This window comes from Marininema halotolerans (assembly GCF_900116235.1).
Classification (GTDB): Bacteria; Bacillota; Bacilli; order Thermoactinomycetales; family DSM-45169; genus Marininema; species Marininema halotolerans.
Genome location: NZ_FPAA01000022.1, coordinates 1 through 15,092 on the forward strand (window position 1 = coordinate 1; position 15,092 = coordinate 15,092).

Genomic DNA, 15,092 nt, shown 5'->3' on the forward strand with positions numbered 1-15,092 from the left:
GACTTTCTCCATAAACTGTCTTCGAAGCTGATTCGTGAAAACCAAACGATCTGCATCGAAGACCTTGGTGTCAAGAACATGGTAAAGAATCACAAGTTAGCCAAATCGATCACGGATGCATCCTGGTCGGAGTTTGTTGCCATGCTCACCTACAAGGCAGAATGGCATGGACGAAACGTGGTGAAGGTGGGGAAACAGTTCCCTTCCAGTCAGCTATGCTCTTCCTGTGGCAACCGCAATAAGAACGTAAAAAACCTCAACCTACGAGAATGGACATGTCCTACGTGCCACTCCCATCATGATCGAGACATCAATGCATCGAAGAACATTTTGCAAGAAGGACTTCGATTACTTGCCGTTGGGACGACGGTTTAAGCTTGGATTTGATCCTGTCAGTCGATGGGAGCTTCCAAGAATCCCCCACCTCTTAGCGTTAGCGTAGGTGGGGGAGGTTCAACACTGGAGAAACAATATGGCACAGGGTTGCTCGATCGTAATCCTAACTTAATAGGTAAGGCTTAACCCTTTGTCTAGGAATAAGAATCGATCTCCTCTTTTAATTTCGTATAACGTTTTTTAAGATTCATACACTACACACAAGCGTCTTCTGGCCACCATTTCCAAGGAGGACTGAACTGCTTCTACCCCAAAGTGTTAGATCAAAGAAAAGGAAAGCGCATCGCATCGCTTTCCTTTTTAACTGATCATTAACTGTTTAAGGGTTTATCAACAATGAGACGCTCAGGGCGTGCGACAATATTGACATTTCCAGCTCTGGGCAATAAGGTTTCTGATACAATACTGAAACCGGGAAGTGGTGGAGGGGTAGCTTGTCTTCTAGCAACCGTAATGGCAATGTCGGTAGCCGTATTGGGGAACGAAATCGATTTAGTTTGTCCCGGTTGAATGATTCTCGTCTTTACAACCCTACTTCGGATGGGTGTTCTGTAAAGAACTACCATTTCATAGGTTGCTGCCCCAGGTTTGGCAGGCGCAGCGTTGAAAAGAACCGCTTGTTTTCCCAAAGGATTCAACTCCGATTGTTTTAATCAAAGGAAAGATAGAGCCACCTCTAGCAAACTAGTGCGATGGATTCTATCCTTTGCTTATTATGATATTCCGAATCCTATTTTTGGTGTAGGTATTTGCTGATGAGTGTTAAATTCCCTCTTTAATATCCTTTTTCTTAATAGAGTATGGTTAATTAAAAGAGTGATTCAAGCAATTTGCAAAAGAGCGTTATTGAAACTATCTTTATAAGGATATTGTCTTTGGATTCCTAGTAATGGAAAAGGTTAAGTTTTCATTTTGTTTACGTGCACCTATTTACATATTTTAAAAAAAGTCGTAACAGTATATAATAAATAAAAAAGTATGATTATTGCGAAGGGGCGAGACGGTTAGAATCGTAGCAGATGAAGAACTCTATTTATGCCAAGGGGGGCTATCAATGTTTGAACGTAGTCCATGTCCATGTTGTGGTTATTTAACATTTGATGAAGATTCCTTAGGCGAATATGAAATCTGTGATGTCTGCTTCTGGGAAGATGATCCAATACAGCGGGAAAATCCTACCGTAGCAGGTGGGGCAAATGTAGAGAGTTTGGAACAGGCACGTGCAAACTTTGTACGCATAGGTGCCATGTCGATTGGTTTGATTAAACATGTTCGCAAACCACTACCTGAAGAAATACCCCCACGTTAATTCTCTCAAAATAAAAGAAGTATAAGCACACGCTCCGTGTACTCTTGGAGCGTGTGCTTATATATTATGAAAGAGGTGTGATTGAATAATGATCTGTGGGTTGTATTAAACAAGAGTGCACATGAAAACCCCCACCTTAAGAAATGGGGGGATGGTTCAAGATCGACTTGAATAAATAAATCAGCAATTTGAAAGTGGGACAGTATAAATACATCGAATTGCTTGAAAACCACTTATCAAACTTCCTCTTCTCTTAAGGTGCCTTTAATATATGATCTCAGCAAATCTTGTATAGAAGATAATGAATATAGTAGGAGTTTGTTAAGCTCTCAAAAGAGGTTTGTCAACGATGATCCGTTTTGGAGCAGCAACAATATTGACAGTTCCGGCAGTAGCTAATAGGGTCTGTGATTCGATATTAAATAGGGCTTTATCTTGGGAAGCTTGCACGACAACTCTTGCAACCGTGATGGAAATGGTTGTAGAAGATTCGGGTATTGCCATTACTCTGGCTTTAAGGGGAGGAATCTCTTGAGTTTGCAGGATTAAGTTGCCTTCGGGTGTTCGATATATCACAACTAATCGGAACGTGTTCGTACGGTTCCGGCTGAGAAAGCGAATTTCTGCCAAAAAAATTCAACTCCTAAAAAATCATTTATCAAAAGAGTGGAGCCAATCTCGTCATCGGAGAGGAGACTCTTTCACGATTGATCTACACTATCTTATACAGAAGATAGCAGAATGGCTTGTGTGAATGATTGTCTTTCTTATTTTTGGGTGGCTCCGTTGCTAGGAATCAAACCAAAGTAAAGGAATTGTTCATGATAAAAATACCCACCACTTGAGTGGAGGGGTATTTAAATGATAGATGATCACTTAACCAGGTAGAGGTTTACCAACGATGAGCCGCTGAGGGCGTGCGATAATATTCACCGCGCCAGCTTTAGGCAAAAGGGTTTCAGAGACGACACCAAAGGCGGCTAGTGCTTTCCTGCTTCTCTTTGCAACGGTAATGGAGACATTGGTAGCGGTATTTGGAACGAGGATGACTTTGGTTTTTCCTGGAGCGACCACTTTGCTTTGCACCGTTGCCGTGTTATTTGCATTTCTGTACAAGACAACCAATCGGTAGTCAGCCCTGGGTTTCTTAGCCACATTGCGTATAGTAATTGGTTTTTTCGCCAATTCATTCAACTCCTGCTAGATTTCATCAAGAGAAAAGTTGAACCGCTAGCAAGCGAGAATCTTTCTTTCTCTTGATAAGAATATGCTATGCTCAGTGATCGATTTTGGCGTGTGTGGATAATCGGGGTAAATGATCCATTGCAAAACAACCTCCAACTGATGTTGGAGGTTGTTAAAGGTTTTCTCATTGTATCAGGGTGATAGGGGTTTGGTTACGGTGAGCCGCTCAGGAGTAGCGGTAATGTTCACATTTCCAGCGGTTGCTAGCAATGTTTCTGAAACAACCCGAAAGGCAGGTGCAGGTGCAGGACTTTGTCTTGCAGCAACGGTAATCGATACCGCCGTTGCTGAGTTTGGCAATGGAATTAACCTGACTTGTCCAACCCGAACGGTTCTCGATCTAACAACTGAATTGTTGTTTGCCGTTCTGTAAAACACAACAACCCGAAAGGGGACGCTGTTTCGGTTTGCGAAACGAACTCGCGCCAATGCATTCAGCTCCTATTAATGGTTCACCAAAGGAAAGGGAAAGCAGCGTCCGATTCCTTTGATCGTTTATTATATGGTACAAGCGGTACTATGGTGTGTGCATAAGAAGGTACATGGTTATTTTAGGCTCTATCTCATCGAGTCGTTGTTGCGATCGCCTATATTAAAAAACAACCTCCAAATTTTTATTGGAGGTTGATGGTTCATTCGCGTCATGTTAAGGGCTTATCGACAATCAATCGTTGGGGACGTCCGATAATATTCACATTGTCAGCCGTAGGGAGAAGGGTCTCGGATACGACTCTAAATGCCGCATTGGGTGTAGCTTGTCTTCTAGCAACGGTAATGGCTACGTCGGTAGCTGTGTTGGGTAGTAAAATCGATTTCCTTTGTCCTGGTTGAACAATTCTTGATTTCACTACCCGGCTTCGGTCTGCTCTTCGATATAGAACCACCATTTCAAAGGTGGATGCCCCCGCGATGGGTCTTGATAGATTCGCAAGTATAATTGCTTTCGCCAATGATTTCACCTCCAAAGAATGCTAGCTGGCTAGCTTTAGTCATTAAGCAGGGTGTTCTTTTTGCCTTAGCTGGTCAAGGGTTTATCGACGATGAGCCGCTCAGGGCCTGCGATGATATTGACATTACCAGCCCGAGGCAACAAGGTCTCGGATACAACGTCAAAGCCTGGGAGTGGCGGTGCTGCCCCGGGTCTTCTAGCAACGGTAATCGCAATATCTGTAGCGGAATTGGGTAACGGGACCGATTTGGTTTGTCCCGGTCGAACCACTCTTTTTCGTACCACTTTACTTTGGTTGGGTGTTCTATAAAAAACGACCATTTCATAGGTTGCTGCCCCGGGTCGAGGGCGTGTAGCGTTGGCAAGAAGAACTTCTTTCGCCAATGAATTTCACCCCGATCCTTGCGTAATCAAAGGAAAGGTAGAGTCCACGCTAGGAATCTAGTATGGAGTTGGTTCTTTCCCTTTACTAGTTATCATATTCCGATTCCTATTTTTGGTGTGTATGCATGCTCATAAGTCCTCATAAGTTTCCTTTATAATCGAAGTCTAAGAGATCCGCCAACAGGTTCATGGTTGATCATCCTTGCCGATAGAACAGATTTTAGAGGCACAGATAGGGTAAGGAAGGGTTTGGATTCCTGATAGAATCCAATAAAAAACCCAGTGTATTGCTTTTTCACTGGGTAAACAAAAAGAATGGGTTGGAGGGGCGTGTTATTGGAAGGTTGCGTAAAGACCTGCAAACCGTGAAGGCCAGAGAGCACCAGGGGTCCGGCTCCGCTGTAGAACCCCTAAACGGAAGACACGATTGGAGGTAAACCCATTCCGATAGAGAAAGAGCGTGTCGCGACGAGTGAGCCGCGGGCTCACATTGAGTAAATCCGTGTCATGACAACAGTCATTGCCTGGAATGCGCCGATTCGCAGTCCATGCATCTGTAAATCCAGCGTTAATGAATCGGCGATAATTGAGGGTATTGTTGTTGGCGTTGACATTGAAGTATCCCATTAGGAGGGTAGGCAGGCTGGTGTTGAGAGGCCCTCGTAGTAACTCAGTCGTGTTGGCCGCTCGTACGAGGGGAGAAAAGGGAGGAAAGTGGGTGTTTACCACTCGGAAAGTTCCGCCAGCGAAGGTAACATCGGCGGAGGACCAGCCGAGAGTCAAAGGGAATGGCCTTCCACCCACAAGGAACGTAGAGTTCACGGTGAAGTTCCGTTGTTGAATGTTAGAAAACGTGCCTGAAAAATTAGATCGTGCCAAAATGACATCAAAATCACTGAGCCCATAGGTGTAACCAGTGGCTCCTAGCATTACACCCGAGAAGTTGTTGTTTCGAGCCACTACGCGATAATTAAGCCCTGCCGCCCGTAATTTTTCTTGAAGGATGGTAAGGAAGTTATACGTGACGGAAGGAGCACGGCTACCTGGGGGAGGCGTTAACGACCAAATGGACATTTCTTGTAGACCGATGATGTCGGGTTGCAAGCGCTGGAAAATTTTTGCCATTGACGTTGCCCGCGCATTAAAATTGGTCGCAAGAAATTGACGAAATACGCGAACCGTTCTCCGCCGTAAAACATTTTCGTTACGGGAGATTAATGGGAGTAAAGAAGCGCCCTCATATACATTCCAAGTGATAACTTTGAGGGGTGCGTTGGTTACTGCCATGTTAAAACCTTCCTTCTAAATAGAGGTGAACCTATCGGTGCATTAATAGATAGCTGAAGGGAAAGTCTACCTATTAAGTGATGATAGATTCTATGTTATGCAAAGATAGGATTCCTGGTAACGGCGGTATGTCATATGGCTAATTTTTGCATGATTGTCATGGGTGAACAAAATAGGAGGGGTAGGCTAGATTTTATATGAATAAATCAGTGTTTGAGGAATCGTAGGAACGTGAAAAAGCCCAGTGTGTCTATGTTTGCTCACTGGGTAAAGGACAAACTATCGCTTATTGGAAGGTTGCGTAAAGGCCTGCATAGCGAGAAGGCCAGAGGGCACCAGGAGTCCGGCTCCGCTGCGAGACGCCTAAGCGGAAGATTCGATTGGAGGTAAACCCATTCCGGTAGAGAAAGAGAGCGTCGCGACGAGTTAGTCGAGGGCTCACATTAAGCAGATCCGTGTCCCGACAACAGTCATTGCCTGGAATGCGCCGATTGGCTGTCCATGCATCCGTAAATCCAGCGTTAATGAATCGGCGATAATTGAGGGTATTGTTGTTTGCGTTGAGATTGAAGAATCCCATCAGGAGGGTAGGCAGGCTGGTGTTGAGAGGCCCTCGTAGTAACTCCGTGGTGTTGGCTGTCCGTATGCGTGGATCAATGGGAGGTAAATGGGTGTTTACGATGCGAAAGGTACCGCCAGCGAAGGTAACATTGACAGAGGACCAGCCGAGTACTAAAGAAAAGGGCCTTCCACCCACGATGTACGTGTCGTTCACGTTGAAGTTACGTTGTTGAATGCTAGAGAAGGTGCCAGAAAAATCTGAACGTGCCAAAATAACGTCAAAATCACTCAGTCCATAGGTGTAACCGGTAGCTCCAGGCAAGGTATCTGAGTAGTTATTGTTTCGAGCTACTACGCGATAATTAAGTCCTGCCGCCCTTAATTTTTCTTGGAGGATGGTAAGGAAGTTATATGTGACGGAAGGAGCACGGCTACCTGGGGGAGGCGTTAACGTCCAAATGGACATCTCTTGTAGACCGATGATGTCGGGTTGCAAGCGCTGGAAGATTTTTGACATCGACGTTGCCCGTGCATTAAAATCTGTTGCAAGAAATTGACGAAATACGCGAACGGTTCTTTGCCTCACAGCATTCTGGTTACGGGTGATTAATGGGAGTAAAGCAGCGCCCTCATATACATTCCAAGTGATAACTTTGAGGGGCCGATTGGTTATTGCCATACTAAAACCTTCTTCCCAAATCGAGATGTTTCTATCGGTCATTAATGGATAACGGATACCAATTAATGATGATAGATTCTATGTTATGAAAAGGAGGACACCCTGGTAACGGCAAGTGATTACTAGAGAGTTTTTTGACACGTATGATGAACAATTAGGCATACGACAATGAATTAGAAAGGTAGAAACGATATGACGACTTAAGCAAATTCGTGGACCTAAGGACGTTAAAAAACCCAGTCTATTTCACTGGGTTATGAAAAAGGGTGAGGAGGCTGATCGGTTATTGGAAGGTTGCGTAAAGGCCCGCAAAGCGAGAAGGCCAAAGTGCACCAGGGGTGCGACTCCGTTGCAAGACCCCTAAGCGGAAGATGCGGTTGGAAGTAAAGCCATTGCGGTAGAAAAAGAAAGCATCGCGTCGGGTGAGTTGTGAACTGACATTGAGGAGGTCGTAATTATTACAGCAAGTATTGCCGGGAGTTCGGCGATTTGCTGTCCATGCATCGGTAAAGCCGGCATTCACATATCGGCGATAATTGAGGGGATTATTGTTTGCGTTAATATTGAAAAATCCCATGAGGATTGTGGGGAGATTGGTGTTTAAAGGTTCTTGTAGTAATTCGGTCGTGTTCGCTGTCCGCACTATTGGAGCGAAAGGAGGTAAATGGGTGTTGACTACACGAAAGGTACTACCTCTATAGGTGATATCAACAGAGGACCATCCCAGAACGACTGGAAACGGTCTGCCTCCCACTTGATAGACATTATTTACTTTGAAGTTTCGTTCTTGAATGTTGGAGAGCCTCCCTGTAAAACCGGACCGGGCAAAGATGACATTAAAATCACTCAGTCCATAGGTGTAACCGGTAGCTCCTGGTAACGTATCAGAGTAGTTAGTGTTTCGAGCAATGATGTTGTAATTTAACCCTAACGCTTGTAACTTTTGTTGGAGGATAGTGAAGAAGTTATAGGTGACGGAAGGGGCGCGACTACCAGGAGGAGGGGTTAACGTCCAGATGGACATCCCCTGCAGGCCGATGATGTCCGGTTGTACCCGTTGTAAGATCGTAGCCATTGCAGTGGCCCGAGCATTAAAATCGGTTGCGAGGAATTGTCGAAATACACGGACGGTTCTCCTTAGTAGCACGTTTGGGTTGCGGGTGACCAGTGGTAATAATGAAGCACCTTCATAGACATTCCAAGTAACCACCTTGAGGTTGCCGTTGATTACTGCCATAAAAACATGGACCTTCTTTCTATTGTAGAATACCAATGATTGATCAGTGGATCTATCAAGTAATATTGGTAGATTACAATGTATGGTTCAAAGTGATTTCGTGTAACGGCAAATGTCAACGAGGGATCCGTATTGAAACAAAAACCCAGTCATCCAAGATGGATGACTGGGTTTAAAGACGGTTGTTTTATCCTTTATATCGGGCAAGGCTCTCATCATAGAGACGAGCAGCTTCATCGACGCCCTTCCAACCGATAATGTTCGTTTCTTTATTTTCGAGATCCTTATATACTCGGAAGAAATGTTCGATCTCCTTCAGAATATGAGGCGCTACATCATCAAGGCTTTCGATACCCTTCCAACGAGGATCTTCAGTAGGTACAGCAAGTAGTTTCTCGTCGTTCCCCTTATCATCGGACATCATTAGGACTCCAATGACACGGGATTCAATCACACAACCAGGGAAGGTTGGGAAGGTAGTCAATACGAGAATATCGAGAGGATCCCCATCTTCAGCTAAGGTGTTTTCAAGGTAACCATATTCAGTTGGGTAGTGCATGGGAGAAAAGAGAACACGGTCGAGACGGAAAACTCCATTCTCTTTATCATACTCATACTTGTTTTGGCTCCCCGTAGGGATTTCAATAAACGCATCCACGATCAGTTGTTTTTCAGACATGGGGTACCTCCTTAAGGGCATATGTATGAAGCCGAAGGGCTTTTCCACATCTCATTGTAGTCTCTTTTGGTCAAGGAATCAATGTGTATAATGCTATCATGGTACAATATGCAGGAGTCTACTACCCGGAGCAGGCATAGATGGATGTTTGTCAGAGGAATACAGTGGGCATCGAAGCATGATTCATTCCTCGTTGAATCCTCCTAATACTGGCTGGGATAGGGAAGGAATCGATTGAGAGAAGGAGGCGGATCCATGGAAGCAAAAGAATTTGCAGAGAAGTATCAACAAGGGGAGTTAAAAGATGCTCTTTTAGTCGATGTTCGCGAAGAAAAAGAGTGGGAGATGTATCGTCTTCATGAGGCTATTTTAATTCCGTTACAGACGTTGCCTTACCAATTGGATCGACTGAACCGGGAGCAAACGATCTATGTTCTTTGTGCCCATGGTGTGCGAAGTGCACATGCGACACATCACCTTTTACAACAAGGCTATACTCGCGTGATCAATGTCGAGGGGGGGCTTGCTGAGGTGAGCTTACACCTTGATGAAGAAGATGTACGCCCAAAATAGCGATGTTTACCATAAAACTGCCGTTCCAATCGGAACGGCAGTTTTATTAATCCAGCAAAGTTTGTTTAATCTTCAACGACTTTGATCGAGTCTGTTGGACATCCTTCCATGGCATCCTGGACATCATCATGAAACTCTTCTGGGATGATGGCTGTACCCGCATTATCATCGAGGATGACAAAAGCAATGCCATCTTCATCATAATCATAAACATCTGGCGCGCAAGCACCACAAGCGCCGCAAGCGATGCATGTATCTTTATCCACCCAAGTACGCATGGTTATAAATTCCCCTTCCTCCAATAAAAATCCGATAACGAAGCCTTTTTCACCCCTCATTGTAGACTGGTTTTCTACTTTGTGCAAGAGTTCCTTGTTGTAAGTGGTTAATAATCAGCGGTGTTTCTCACTTTGTGTATACCGTAAATCACTAGAAATTAAATCCCCAACCATTTATCCGATGATAACGAGCATTCATGGGCAATCGATGGATAGTAGGGGAGTGTTTTGAAGAAATAAAAGCAATTCCTAATTAATGATGGAGGATGTGTTTTTAATAGGTTATGGGATGGTGTGAAGGAAGTGATTATTTTTAAGGAAAGAAAGGGAGTGAAAGTGGGTGCTCGTCAATAAGTTGTATAAAGGAAGAAGGGAGGGAAGTGTAGCATGGTAAAAATGTGGTGGCAGGTAATTTTGGCTGGATTTTTTTCCCTCCTGTCAATGCTTTGTTTTTCCGCTATGGAAGGGCAGGGTTCGCCTTGGATTTGGTGGAGAATGCTAACATTTGAATCGATATCTTCTATCCTCTTCTTGCTTTGTGGGGCATTCTTAGGTTCACGGGTCATGATACGAGGATTCGCTCGTTTTTTCGAACTTCCCCTGCCTTTTTGGGATCCCCTCCGTAGAAAAAATTGTTGGCCAAGTTTTTTTGCAACAGGGGTGCTGGGGGCACTCTTTTATGAATGGTCAATCTATGGAAAAGGGATGATTCTTATCTTTGTGCTTAGGGAAATTTGGATGTATCGATCCCTACAACGTAGGATTCGAAGGAGTGGATGGAGGAAGAAGAAGACCCCTGTTGTATTAAAGAAAATTCTTGACAAGGATTAATTCACTCCTTTACTATATGGAGGTATCTGTTTTATGGAGAGGTGTCCGAGCTGGCCGAAGGAGCACGATTGGAAATCGTGTAGGCGGTTACCTCCGTCTCGAGGGTTCGAATCCCTCCCTCTCCGCCATATGGCGGCGTAGCTCAACTGGTTAGAGCGTACGGTTCATACCCGTGAGGTTGGGGGTTCGAGACCCTCCGCCGCTACCACCGTTATTTCCCTAAAAGAAAAAACCCGGCCATGTGGCTACCGGGGTTCTTTTTTATTTCTAAGGCATTTAGGGTGGCGGATGCAAAGGACGAGTACTTCGTGTATGATGGGACTAGAAAAGCAAGAAAAAAGGGGACCCGGGTGCGTAACGATTATGCTTGTACCTTCATACGCTGTAATGTGCGGGTCTCCAGCAAGGGAGGGTAAACCATGCGTGTCGAGCGACTCAGCAGAGATAAGATCCGCTTCTTTCTGTCCCTAGATGATCTTTTAGAGCGGGGAATTGAGAAAGAAGATATGTGGCGGGACATTCCAAAGGTGCATGAACTCTTTAACGATATGATGGATCAAGCTTATGAAGAACTACGATTTGAAATTTCTGGTCCCGTCGCGGTGGAAGTTTTTGCCCTTCCTGCTCAGGGAATGGTGGTCGTCGTCACCCGAGGACGCACGCCGAGTGCTTCGGACTTGGAAGAGTTGGATGGCGATGAAATGTATGAGCTGGAAGTGACTTTAGAAGAAAGTGATCAGGTAACATTCCAGTTCAATGATTTTGAAGACCTCGTCCAAGCAACGAAGAGTATATCGACTTTGATTCCGAAGGGTGGACGGGTATATGCCTATCGCGATCGCTATTTCCTGGTACTCGACACGGAGATGGAACTAAAAGTTCTACAACAGGGAATTGCTATATTAAGCGAATATGGTGAAGCGTCTACGATGACTGAGCATGTGTTAGAGGAATACGGAAAAACAATTTGGGAGAAGGATGGGATTCAAGGGATTCTTCATTGGTTCTCCTAATGGTATAAAGGATCGCGTCGGATTGGCGCGGTCTTTTTAAATACCTACGCAGTCGATGAGATGATTTGCGTGTCAGACAAGGGAGGGGTGTTCTTACCCCCTCCCTTGTCTGACTATTTAATAGAATGCCTTATCACAGAAGAAATTCCCTTCACACAGGAGATTTTTGGTGGTAAGGAACACCCTATTCCTACTGGTTAAGTGGGAGAGGTTCATTTATTATAATAAGCGCAACGAGGGTATGCTTCTTTATACATGAAGGTCACTGAAAATTATCTGTTTTAAACAAGCGATGAAAATGGGTGTTCTCCTGTTGACGGGTGGTGTATACTGATTGGTGGATTTATTGGGAACTAACTTTTTTGAGGTGGTCAGGAATGGCACAACAGTCCGATGATTCCAGCCGGGCAAAAACTGGGGAAAACCTAGATGTTCTAGTTTCTACCCAAACGGTAATTAAAAAGGCATTGGATAAGCTGGGTTATCCAGAACAAGTATTTGAACTATTGAAGGAACCTCTTCGAGTGATGCATGTGAGGATTCCGATTCGTATGGACGATGGAACAGTAAAGGTTTTTACCGGGTATCGGGCACAACATAATGATGCAGTCGGGCCAACGAAGGGTGGAGTGCGTTTTCATCCGGACGTGACAGAGAGTGAAGTGAAGGCGCTTTCAATTTGGATGAGCCTAAAGGCAGGTATTGTGGACCTTCCTTATGGAGGGGGTAAGGGAGGCATTATTTGTGACCCGAGACAAATGTCTTTCCGTGAATTAGAACGGCTCTCTCGAGGTTATGTACGGGCCATTAGTCAAATTGTTGGTCCTACAAAAGATATTCCAGCGCCTGATGTGTTTACAAACTCACAAATTATGGCTTGGATGATGGATGAATACAGTCGAATTCGTGAGTTTGACTCACCTGGTTTTATTACGGGTAAGCCGCTTGTTCTTGGAGGCTCTCGTGGACGGGAAACTGCCACGGCTAAAGGGGTTACCTTGATGGTTCGAGAAGCTGCAAAAAAGAGGGATATCTCTTTAAACGGGGCTCGTGTCGTTATTCAAGGGTTTGGGAACGCGGGAAGCTTCTTGGCGAAATTTATGAGTGACTCTGGTGCAAAAGTAATTGGCATCTCGGATGCTTATGGTGCACTTCATGATGATGAGGGATTGGATATTGATTACTTGCTGGATCGACGCGATTCTTTTGGAACGGTGACCAATCTCTTTAAAGAAACGATTTCAAATCAGGAATTATTAGAGTTGGATTGTGATATTCTTGTTCCTGCGGCGGTAGAAAATCAGATTACGGCAGCCAATGCGCATAAAATCAAAGCCAAAATTGTTGTGGAAGCGGCAAATGGTCCGACAACGCTGGATGCAACCCGGATTTTATCCGAGCGAGGTGTCCTATTGGTTCCGGACGTATTAGCAAGTGCAGGTGGTGTGACTGTATCCTATTTTGAGTGGGTGCAAAATAACCAAGGGTACTACTGGTCAGAAGAAGAAGTGGAAGCAAAGTTAGAGGAAATCATGGTAAAATCCTTTGAAAATGTATACCGTACCTCCCAAACGCGCAAGGTGGATATGCGTTTAGCTGCCTATATGGTAGGTGTTCGAAAAATGGCGGAAGCTTCCCGTTTCCGTGGTTGGGTATAAGGTTCATAACCGTTTTTTTATAACATGCATAGTTAGCTGGATGAAGTTCGCATCTCTGCCCATGATAAAGGGGAAAGCGGGGATAAGGCTTTAGAGTGGGACACCCTGCGCTGATGAGGGTGTCTTTTTGTTCTTAAATCTTGGTAACCCATTTGAGAGGAGCATGATTTGTGACGACTCACGACCTGATCATCATCGGAGCAGGACCTTGTGGTTTATCAACTGCCATTGAAGCCAAACAAAGGGGATTCAATCCTCTTGTCATCGATAAGGGATGTGTTGTTAACTCCATTTACGGATACCCTTCGTTTATGCAGTTTTTCAGTACACCGGAGCTATTAGAAATAGGGGGATTGCCTTTTGTAACCGGTGGGGAAAAACCCATGCGTAGTGAGGCGCTAAAGTATTATCGTGCAGTGGTGAAGGCGGCGGGTTTGGATGTTCATACCTATGAGGAAGTAAAAAAGGTTCATCGTGAAGGAGATTGGTTTATCCTTCATACTCAACAAAAAAACGGTCAAGAGTATGTCTATGAAACCACTCGCTTGGTGATCGCGACCGGGTATTATGATAATCCTAATTTGTTGGGTATCCCAGGAGAGGATTTACCTAAAGTGAGTCATTATTACAATGAATCCCACCCCTACGCCGGACTTGATGTTATCGTCGTGGGCGGGAAAAACTCCGCCGTCGATGCAGCAATGGATTTACACCAAGCGGGTGCCAATGTAACCATGGTATATCGGCAGGAAGCATTCACAGACAGTGTAAAACCATGGGTTCGTCCGGTGATTGAAAGTGCACTGAAAAAAGGTTGGATATCCATGCATTGGAGCACTCATATTCGCGAAATACGTGAGGGCGAAGTGGTTCTGGAAAAGGAGGGTGAGCTTTTCACCTTGAAAAATGATGCCGTTTTTGCGATGACCGGTTACCATCCCAATACGGAGTTTTTATCCAATTTAGGGGTAGAAATCGATTCAGAGGCAGGGGCTCCCATTCATGATCCAGAGACAATGGAGACACAGGTGTCGGGCCTTTTCATTGCAGGGGTGATTGCAGCCGGTACGAATGCGAATGCGATTTTTATTGAGAATGGACGTTTTCATGGACAAAAAATTGCCGCTCACATTAAACAAGGAGCGGCAAGATAGTCGTTCGGTTATTTAGAAGAACGTTGAAATAGTTGTTGAAGCTCTTTAGGATCTGTACTTTGTTGAAGGGCAGCGAGGAGGAGAATGCGAGCTTTTTGTCCATTTAACCCATTGGAGAAAATTAGCCCGAGCTTTTTCAGATGACTCCCGCCTCCTTTGTATCCATAGGTATCTTCGACAAAGCCATTTAAAAGACCGAAGGCTCGATCCAGTACCGTCCATCAAATAGTGCCATATAAGGCTTTTTAACGTTTTGGATAAGAATTTGTGACTCGCGAAGGAGATGACTACTGGCGCATTGAAAGGTATATTTAAACGGCTTAAAACAACCCTTAATTTCACGGATGTATGTCTCTCAGCGCATACCTTCCGCCATACCTTCGCTCATCGCTTCCTTATGAGCGGTGGAGATGTATTTACCCTTCAAAAATTGTTGCGCCATAGTCAGTTAAAAATGACGGAAAAATACCTTGTCTTGTGGGGGAATGCACTCAAGGAAAATAACGATAAATTTAACCCGTTGAACAGTATTGGTATATAGAACGCGCTCTCAGCGCTAACCAGCGCCTGATCACACAACGATAGCGTATTTTGTAATACCAAATTAAATCAATCTTAAAACGGCCCTTACAAGGAGTTTTTCAGAATTCAAGTCGCAATCCCTTTGCACTCGCGAAAGCGGGTGTATTTTTTATCTTAATTGCGCCGAGAATACTCCCACCTCAACGAAGTAGGTGGGGGATGAATCGGCGTGACAGACTTGCGAGGGGTGTTTTTTCCCCCTCGCAAGTCTGTCCATCCCCGTATATAATTAAGTGCAAGGGGGTGAACTTTTGCACAAAGCGTTTCAATTTCGGTT

At 44.6% G+C, this 15,092-nt stretch carries 17 protein-coding genes, 2 tRNA genes and 2 pseudogenes; 10 read left to right on the top strand and 11 right to left on the bottom strand.

The window, feature by feature from the left end; translation table 11 throughout:
- A partial coding sequence (locus CHX35_RS17000) for an RNA-guided endonuclease TnpB family protein (RefSeq protein ID WP_140413658.1) occupies positions 1-375 on the top strand: 375 nt, incomplete at its 5' end.
- 332 nt (positions 376-707) lie between these two features.
- On the opposite strand, the gene CHX35_RS17005 is transcribed toward CHX35_RS17000, so the two are convergent.
- Positions 708-1,025 carry a hypothetical protein gene (locus CHX35_RS17005; protein ID WP_091839925.1) on the bottom strand — a complete coding sequence of 106 codons (318 nt, stop codon included), beginning with the start codon at positions 1,023-1,025 and terminating at the stop codon, positions 708-710.
- Positions 1,026-1,450: 425 nt separating this feature from the next.
- On the opposite strand from CHX35_RS17005, the gene CHX35_RS17010 reads away from it, so the two are divergent.
- On the top strand, positions 1,451-1,705 hold the full coding sequence (locus tag CHX35_RS17010; protein WP_091839926.1) for a CPCC family cysteine-rich protein: 255 nt from the start codon (positions 1,451-1,453) through the stop codon (positions 1,703-1,705).
- 321 nt (positions 1,706-2,026) lie between these two features.
- Here CHX35_RS17010 and CHX35_RS17015 read toward each other — a convergent pair whose 3' ends face one another.
- Together CHX35_RS17015 and CHX35_RS17020 are read right to left on the bottom strand one after the other, a co-directional pair.
- Positions 2,027-2,335, bottom strand: a complete 309-nt coding sequence (locus CHX35_RS17015) for a hypothetical protein (RefSeq protein ID WP_091839927.1) — start codon at positions 2,333-2,335, stop codon at positions 2,027-2,029.
- Positions 2,336-2,581: 246 nt separating this feature from the next.
- Positions 2,582-2,890, bottom strand: a complete 309-nt coding sequence (locus CHX35_RS17020; protein WP_091839928.1) for a hypothetical protein — start codon at positions 2,888-2,890, stop codon at positions 2,582-2,584.
- 217 nt (positions 2,891-3,107) lie between these two features.
- Here CHX35_RS17020 and CHX35_RS17025 point away from each other — a divergent pair, with 217 nt between their 5' ends.
- Positions 3,108-3,323, top strand: coding sequence for a hypothetical protein (locus tag CHX35_RS17025; RefSeq protein WP_140413659.1), 216 nt, complete (start codon positions 3,108-3,110; stop codon positions 3,321-3,323).
- 268 nt (positions 3,324-3,591) lie between these two features.
- On the opposite strand, the gene CHX35_RS17030 is transcribed toward CHX35_RS17025, so the two are convergent.
- From CHX35_RS17030 to CHX35_RS17055, 6 genes are all read right to left on the bottom strand, one after another.
- Entirely contained in the window at positions 3,592-3,900 is a 309-nt protein-coding gene (locus CHX35_RS17030) for a hypothetical protein (protein WP_091839930.1), read from the bottom strand.
- Positions 3,901-3,965: 65 nt separating this feature from the next.
- On the bottom strand, positions 3,966-4,283 hold the full coding sequence (locus CHX35_RS17035; protein ID WP_091839932.1) for a hypothetical protein: 318 nt from the start codon (positions 4,281-4,283) through the stop codon (positions 3,966-3,968).
- Positions 4,284-4,616: 333 nt separating this feature from the next.
- A complete protein-coding gene (locus CHX35_RS17040) occupies positions 4,617-5,570 on the bottom strand; it encodes an endonuclease/exonuclease/phosphatase family protein (RefSeq protein WP_091839935.1) in 954 nt (317 codons plus the stop codon).
- Between the two features lie 286 nt (positions 5,571-5,856).
- Positions 5,857-6,810, bottom strand: a complete 954-nt coding sequence (locus CHX35_RS17045) for an endonuclease/exonuclease/phosphatase family protein (protein ID WP_091839940.1) — start codon at positions 6,808-6,810, stop codon at positions 5,857-5,859.
- Between the two features lie 283 nt (positions 6,811-7,093).
- On the bottom strand, positions 7,094-8,047 hold the full coding sequence (locus tag CHX35_RS17050; RefSeq protein ID WP_091839941.1) for an endonuclease/exonuclease/phosphatase family protein: 954 nt from the start codon (positions 8,045-8,047) through the stop codon (positions 7,094-7,096).
- A 187-nt stretch (positions 8,048-8,234) separates the two neighbouring features.
- Complete coding sequence (locus CHX35_RS17055) at positions 8,235-8,726, bottom strand: inorganic diphosphatase (RefSeq protein ID WP_091839952.1); 492 nt, start codon at positions 8,724-8,726, stop codon at positions 8,235-8,237.
- A gap of 255 nt (positions 8,727-8,981) precedes the next feature.
- On the opposite strand from CHX35_RS17055, the gene CHX35_RS17060 reads away from it, so the two are divergent.
- The gene (locus CHX35_RS17060) at positions 8,982-9,299 is read left to right on the top strand and encodes a rhodanese-like domain-containing protein (RefSeq protein ID WP_091839955.1); all 318 of its coding nucleotides are present in this window, start codon (positions 8,982-8,984) and stop codon (positions 9,297-9,299) included.
- Positions 9,300-9,364: 65 nt separating this feature from the next.
- Here the strand turns inward: CHX35_RS17060 and CHX35_RS17065 are convergent, their stop codons facing one another.
- On the bottom strand, positions 9,365-9,577 hold the full coding sequence (locus tag CHX35_RS17065) for a ferredoxin (RefSeq protein ID WP_091839978.1): 213 nt from the start codon (positions 9,575-9,577) through the stop codon (positions 9,365-9,367).
- Positions 9,578-10,443: 866 nt separating this feature from the next.
- Between CHX35_RS17065 and CHX35_RS17075 the strand changes: the two genes are divergently transcribed.
- The 5 genes from CHX35_RS17075 to CHX35_RS17095 all read left to right on the top strand — a co-directional run bounded on the left by CHX35_RS17075 (position 10,444) and on the right by CHX35_RS17095 (position 14,233).
- A tRNA-Ser gene (locus CHX35_RS17075) sits at positions 10,444-10,536 on the top strand.
- 3 nt (positions 10,537-10,539) lie between these two features.
- Positions 10,540-10,616: transfer RNA gene (locus CHX35_RS17080), tRNA-Met, on the top strand.
- Positions 10,617-10,827: 211 nt separating this feature from the next.
- On the top strand, positions 10,828-11,421 hold the full coding sequence (locus CHX35_RS17085) for a genetic competence negative regulator (RefSeq protein WP_091839959.1): 594 nt from the start codon (positions 10,828-10,830) through the stop codon (positions 11,419-11,421).
- A 377-nt stretch (positions 11,422-11,798) separates the two neighbouring features.
- Positions 11,799-13,079 carry a Glu/Leu/Phe/Val family dehydrogenase gene (locus CHX35_RS17090; protein WP_091839961.1) on the top strand — a complete coding sequence of 427 codons (1,281 nt, stop codon included), beginning with the start codon at positions 11,799-11,801 and terminating at the stop codon, positions 13,077-13,079.
- Between the two features lie 170 nt (positions 13,080-13,249).
- The gene (locus CHX35_RS17095) at positions 13,250-14,233 is read left to right on the top strand and encodes a YpdA family putative bacillithiol disulfide reductase (protein WP_091839963.1); all 984 of its coding nucleotides are present in this window, start codon (positions 13,250-13,252) and stop codon (positions 14,231-14,233) included.
- Between the two features lie 8 nt (positions 14,234-14,241).
- Here CHX35_RS17095 and CHX35_RS17935 read toward each other — a convergent pair.
- Positions 14,242-14,421: pseudogene (locus CHX35_RS17935) on the bottom strand (asparaginase); the annotation flags it as partial.
- 89 nt (positions 14,422-14,510) lie between these two features.
- Between CHX35_RS17935 and CHX35_RS17100 the strand changes: the two are divergent.
- Positions 14,511-14,774, top strand: a pseudogene (locus tag CHX35_RS17100) (tyrosine-type recombinase/integrase); the annotation flags it as partial.
- Between the last annotated feature and the right edge of the window lie 318 nt (positions 14,775-15,092).

Bases quoted from the DNA above. Each gene is read 5' to 3' on its own strand.
- CHX35_RS17040 (WP_091839935.1), bottom strand. From the start codon at position 5,570: ATGGCAGTAACCAACGCACCCCTCAAAGTTATCACTTGGAATGTATAT.
- CHX35_RS17050 (WP_091839941.1), bottom strand. From the start codon at position 8,047: ATGGCAGTAATCAACGGCAACCTCAAGGTGGTTACTTGGAATGTCTAT.
- CHX35_RS17010 (WP_091839926.1), top strand. From the start codon at position 1,451: ATGTTTGAACGTAGTCCATGTCCATGTTGTGGTTATTTAACATTTGAT.
- CHX35_RS17090 (WP_091839961.1), top strand. From the start codon at position 11,799: ATGGCACAACAGTCCGATGATTCCAGCCGGGCAAAAACTGGGGAAAAC.
- CHX35_RS17045 (WP_091839940.1), bottom strand. From the start codon at position 6,810: ATGGCAATAACCAATCGGCCCCTCAAAGTTATCACTTGGAATGTATAT.
- CHX35_RS17055 (WP_091839952.1), bottom strand. From the start codon at position 8,726: ATGTCTGAAAAACAACTGATCGTGGATGCGTTTATTGAAATCCCTACG.
- CHX35_RS17085 (WP_091839959.1), top strand. From the start codon at position 10,828: ATGCGTGTCGAGCGACTCAGCAGAGATAAGATCCGCTTCTTTCTGTCC.
- CHX35_RS17065 (WP_091839978.1), bottom strand. From the start codon at position 9,577: ATGCGTACTTGGGTGGATAAAGATACATGCATCGCTTGCGGCGCTTGT.
- CHX35_RS17060 (WP_091839955.1), top strand. From the start codon at position 8,982: ATGGAAGCAAAAGAATTTGCAGAGAAGTATCAACAAGGGGAGTTAAAA.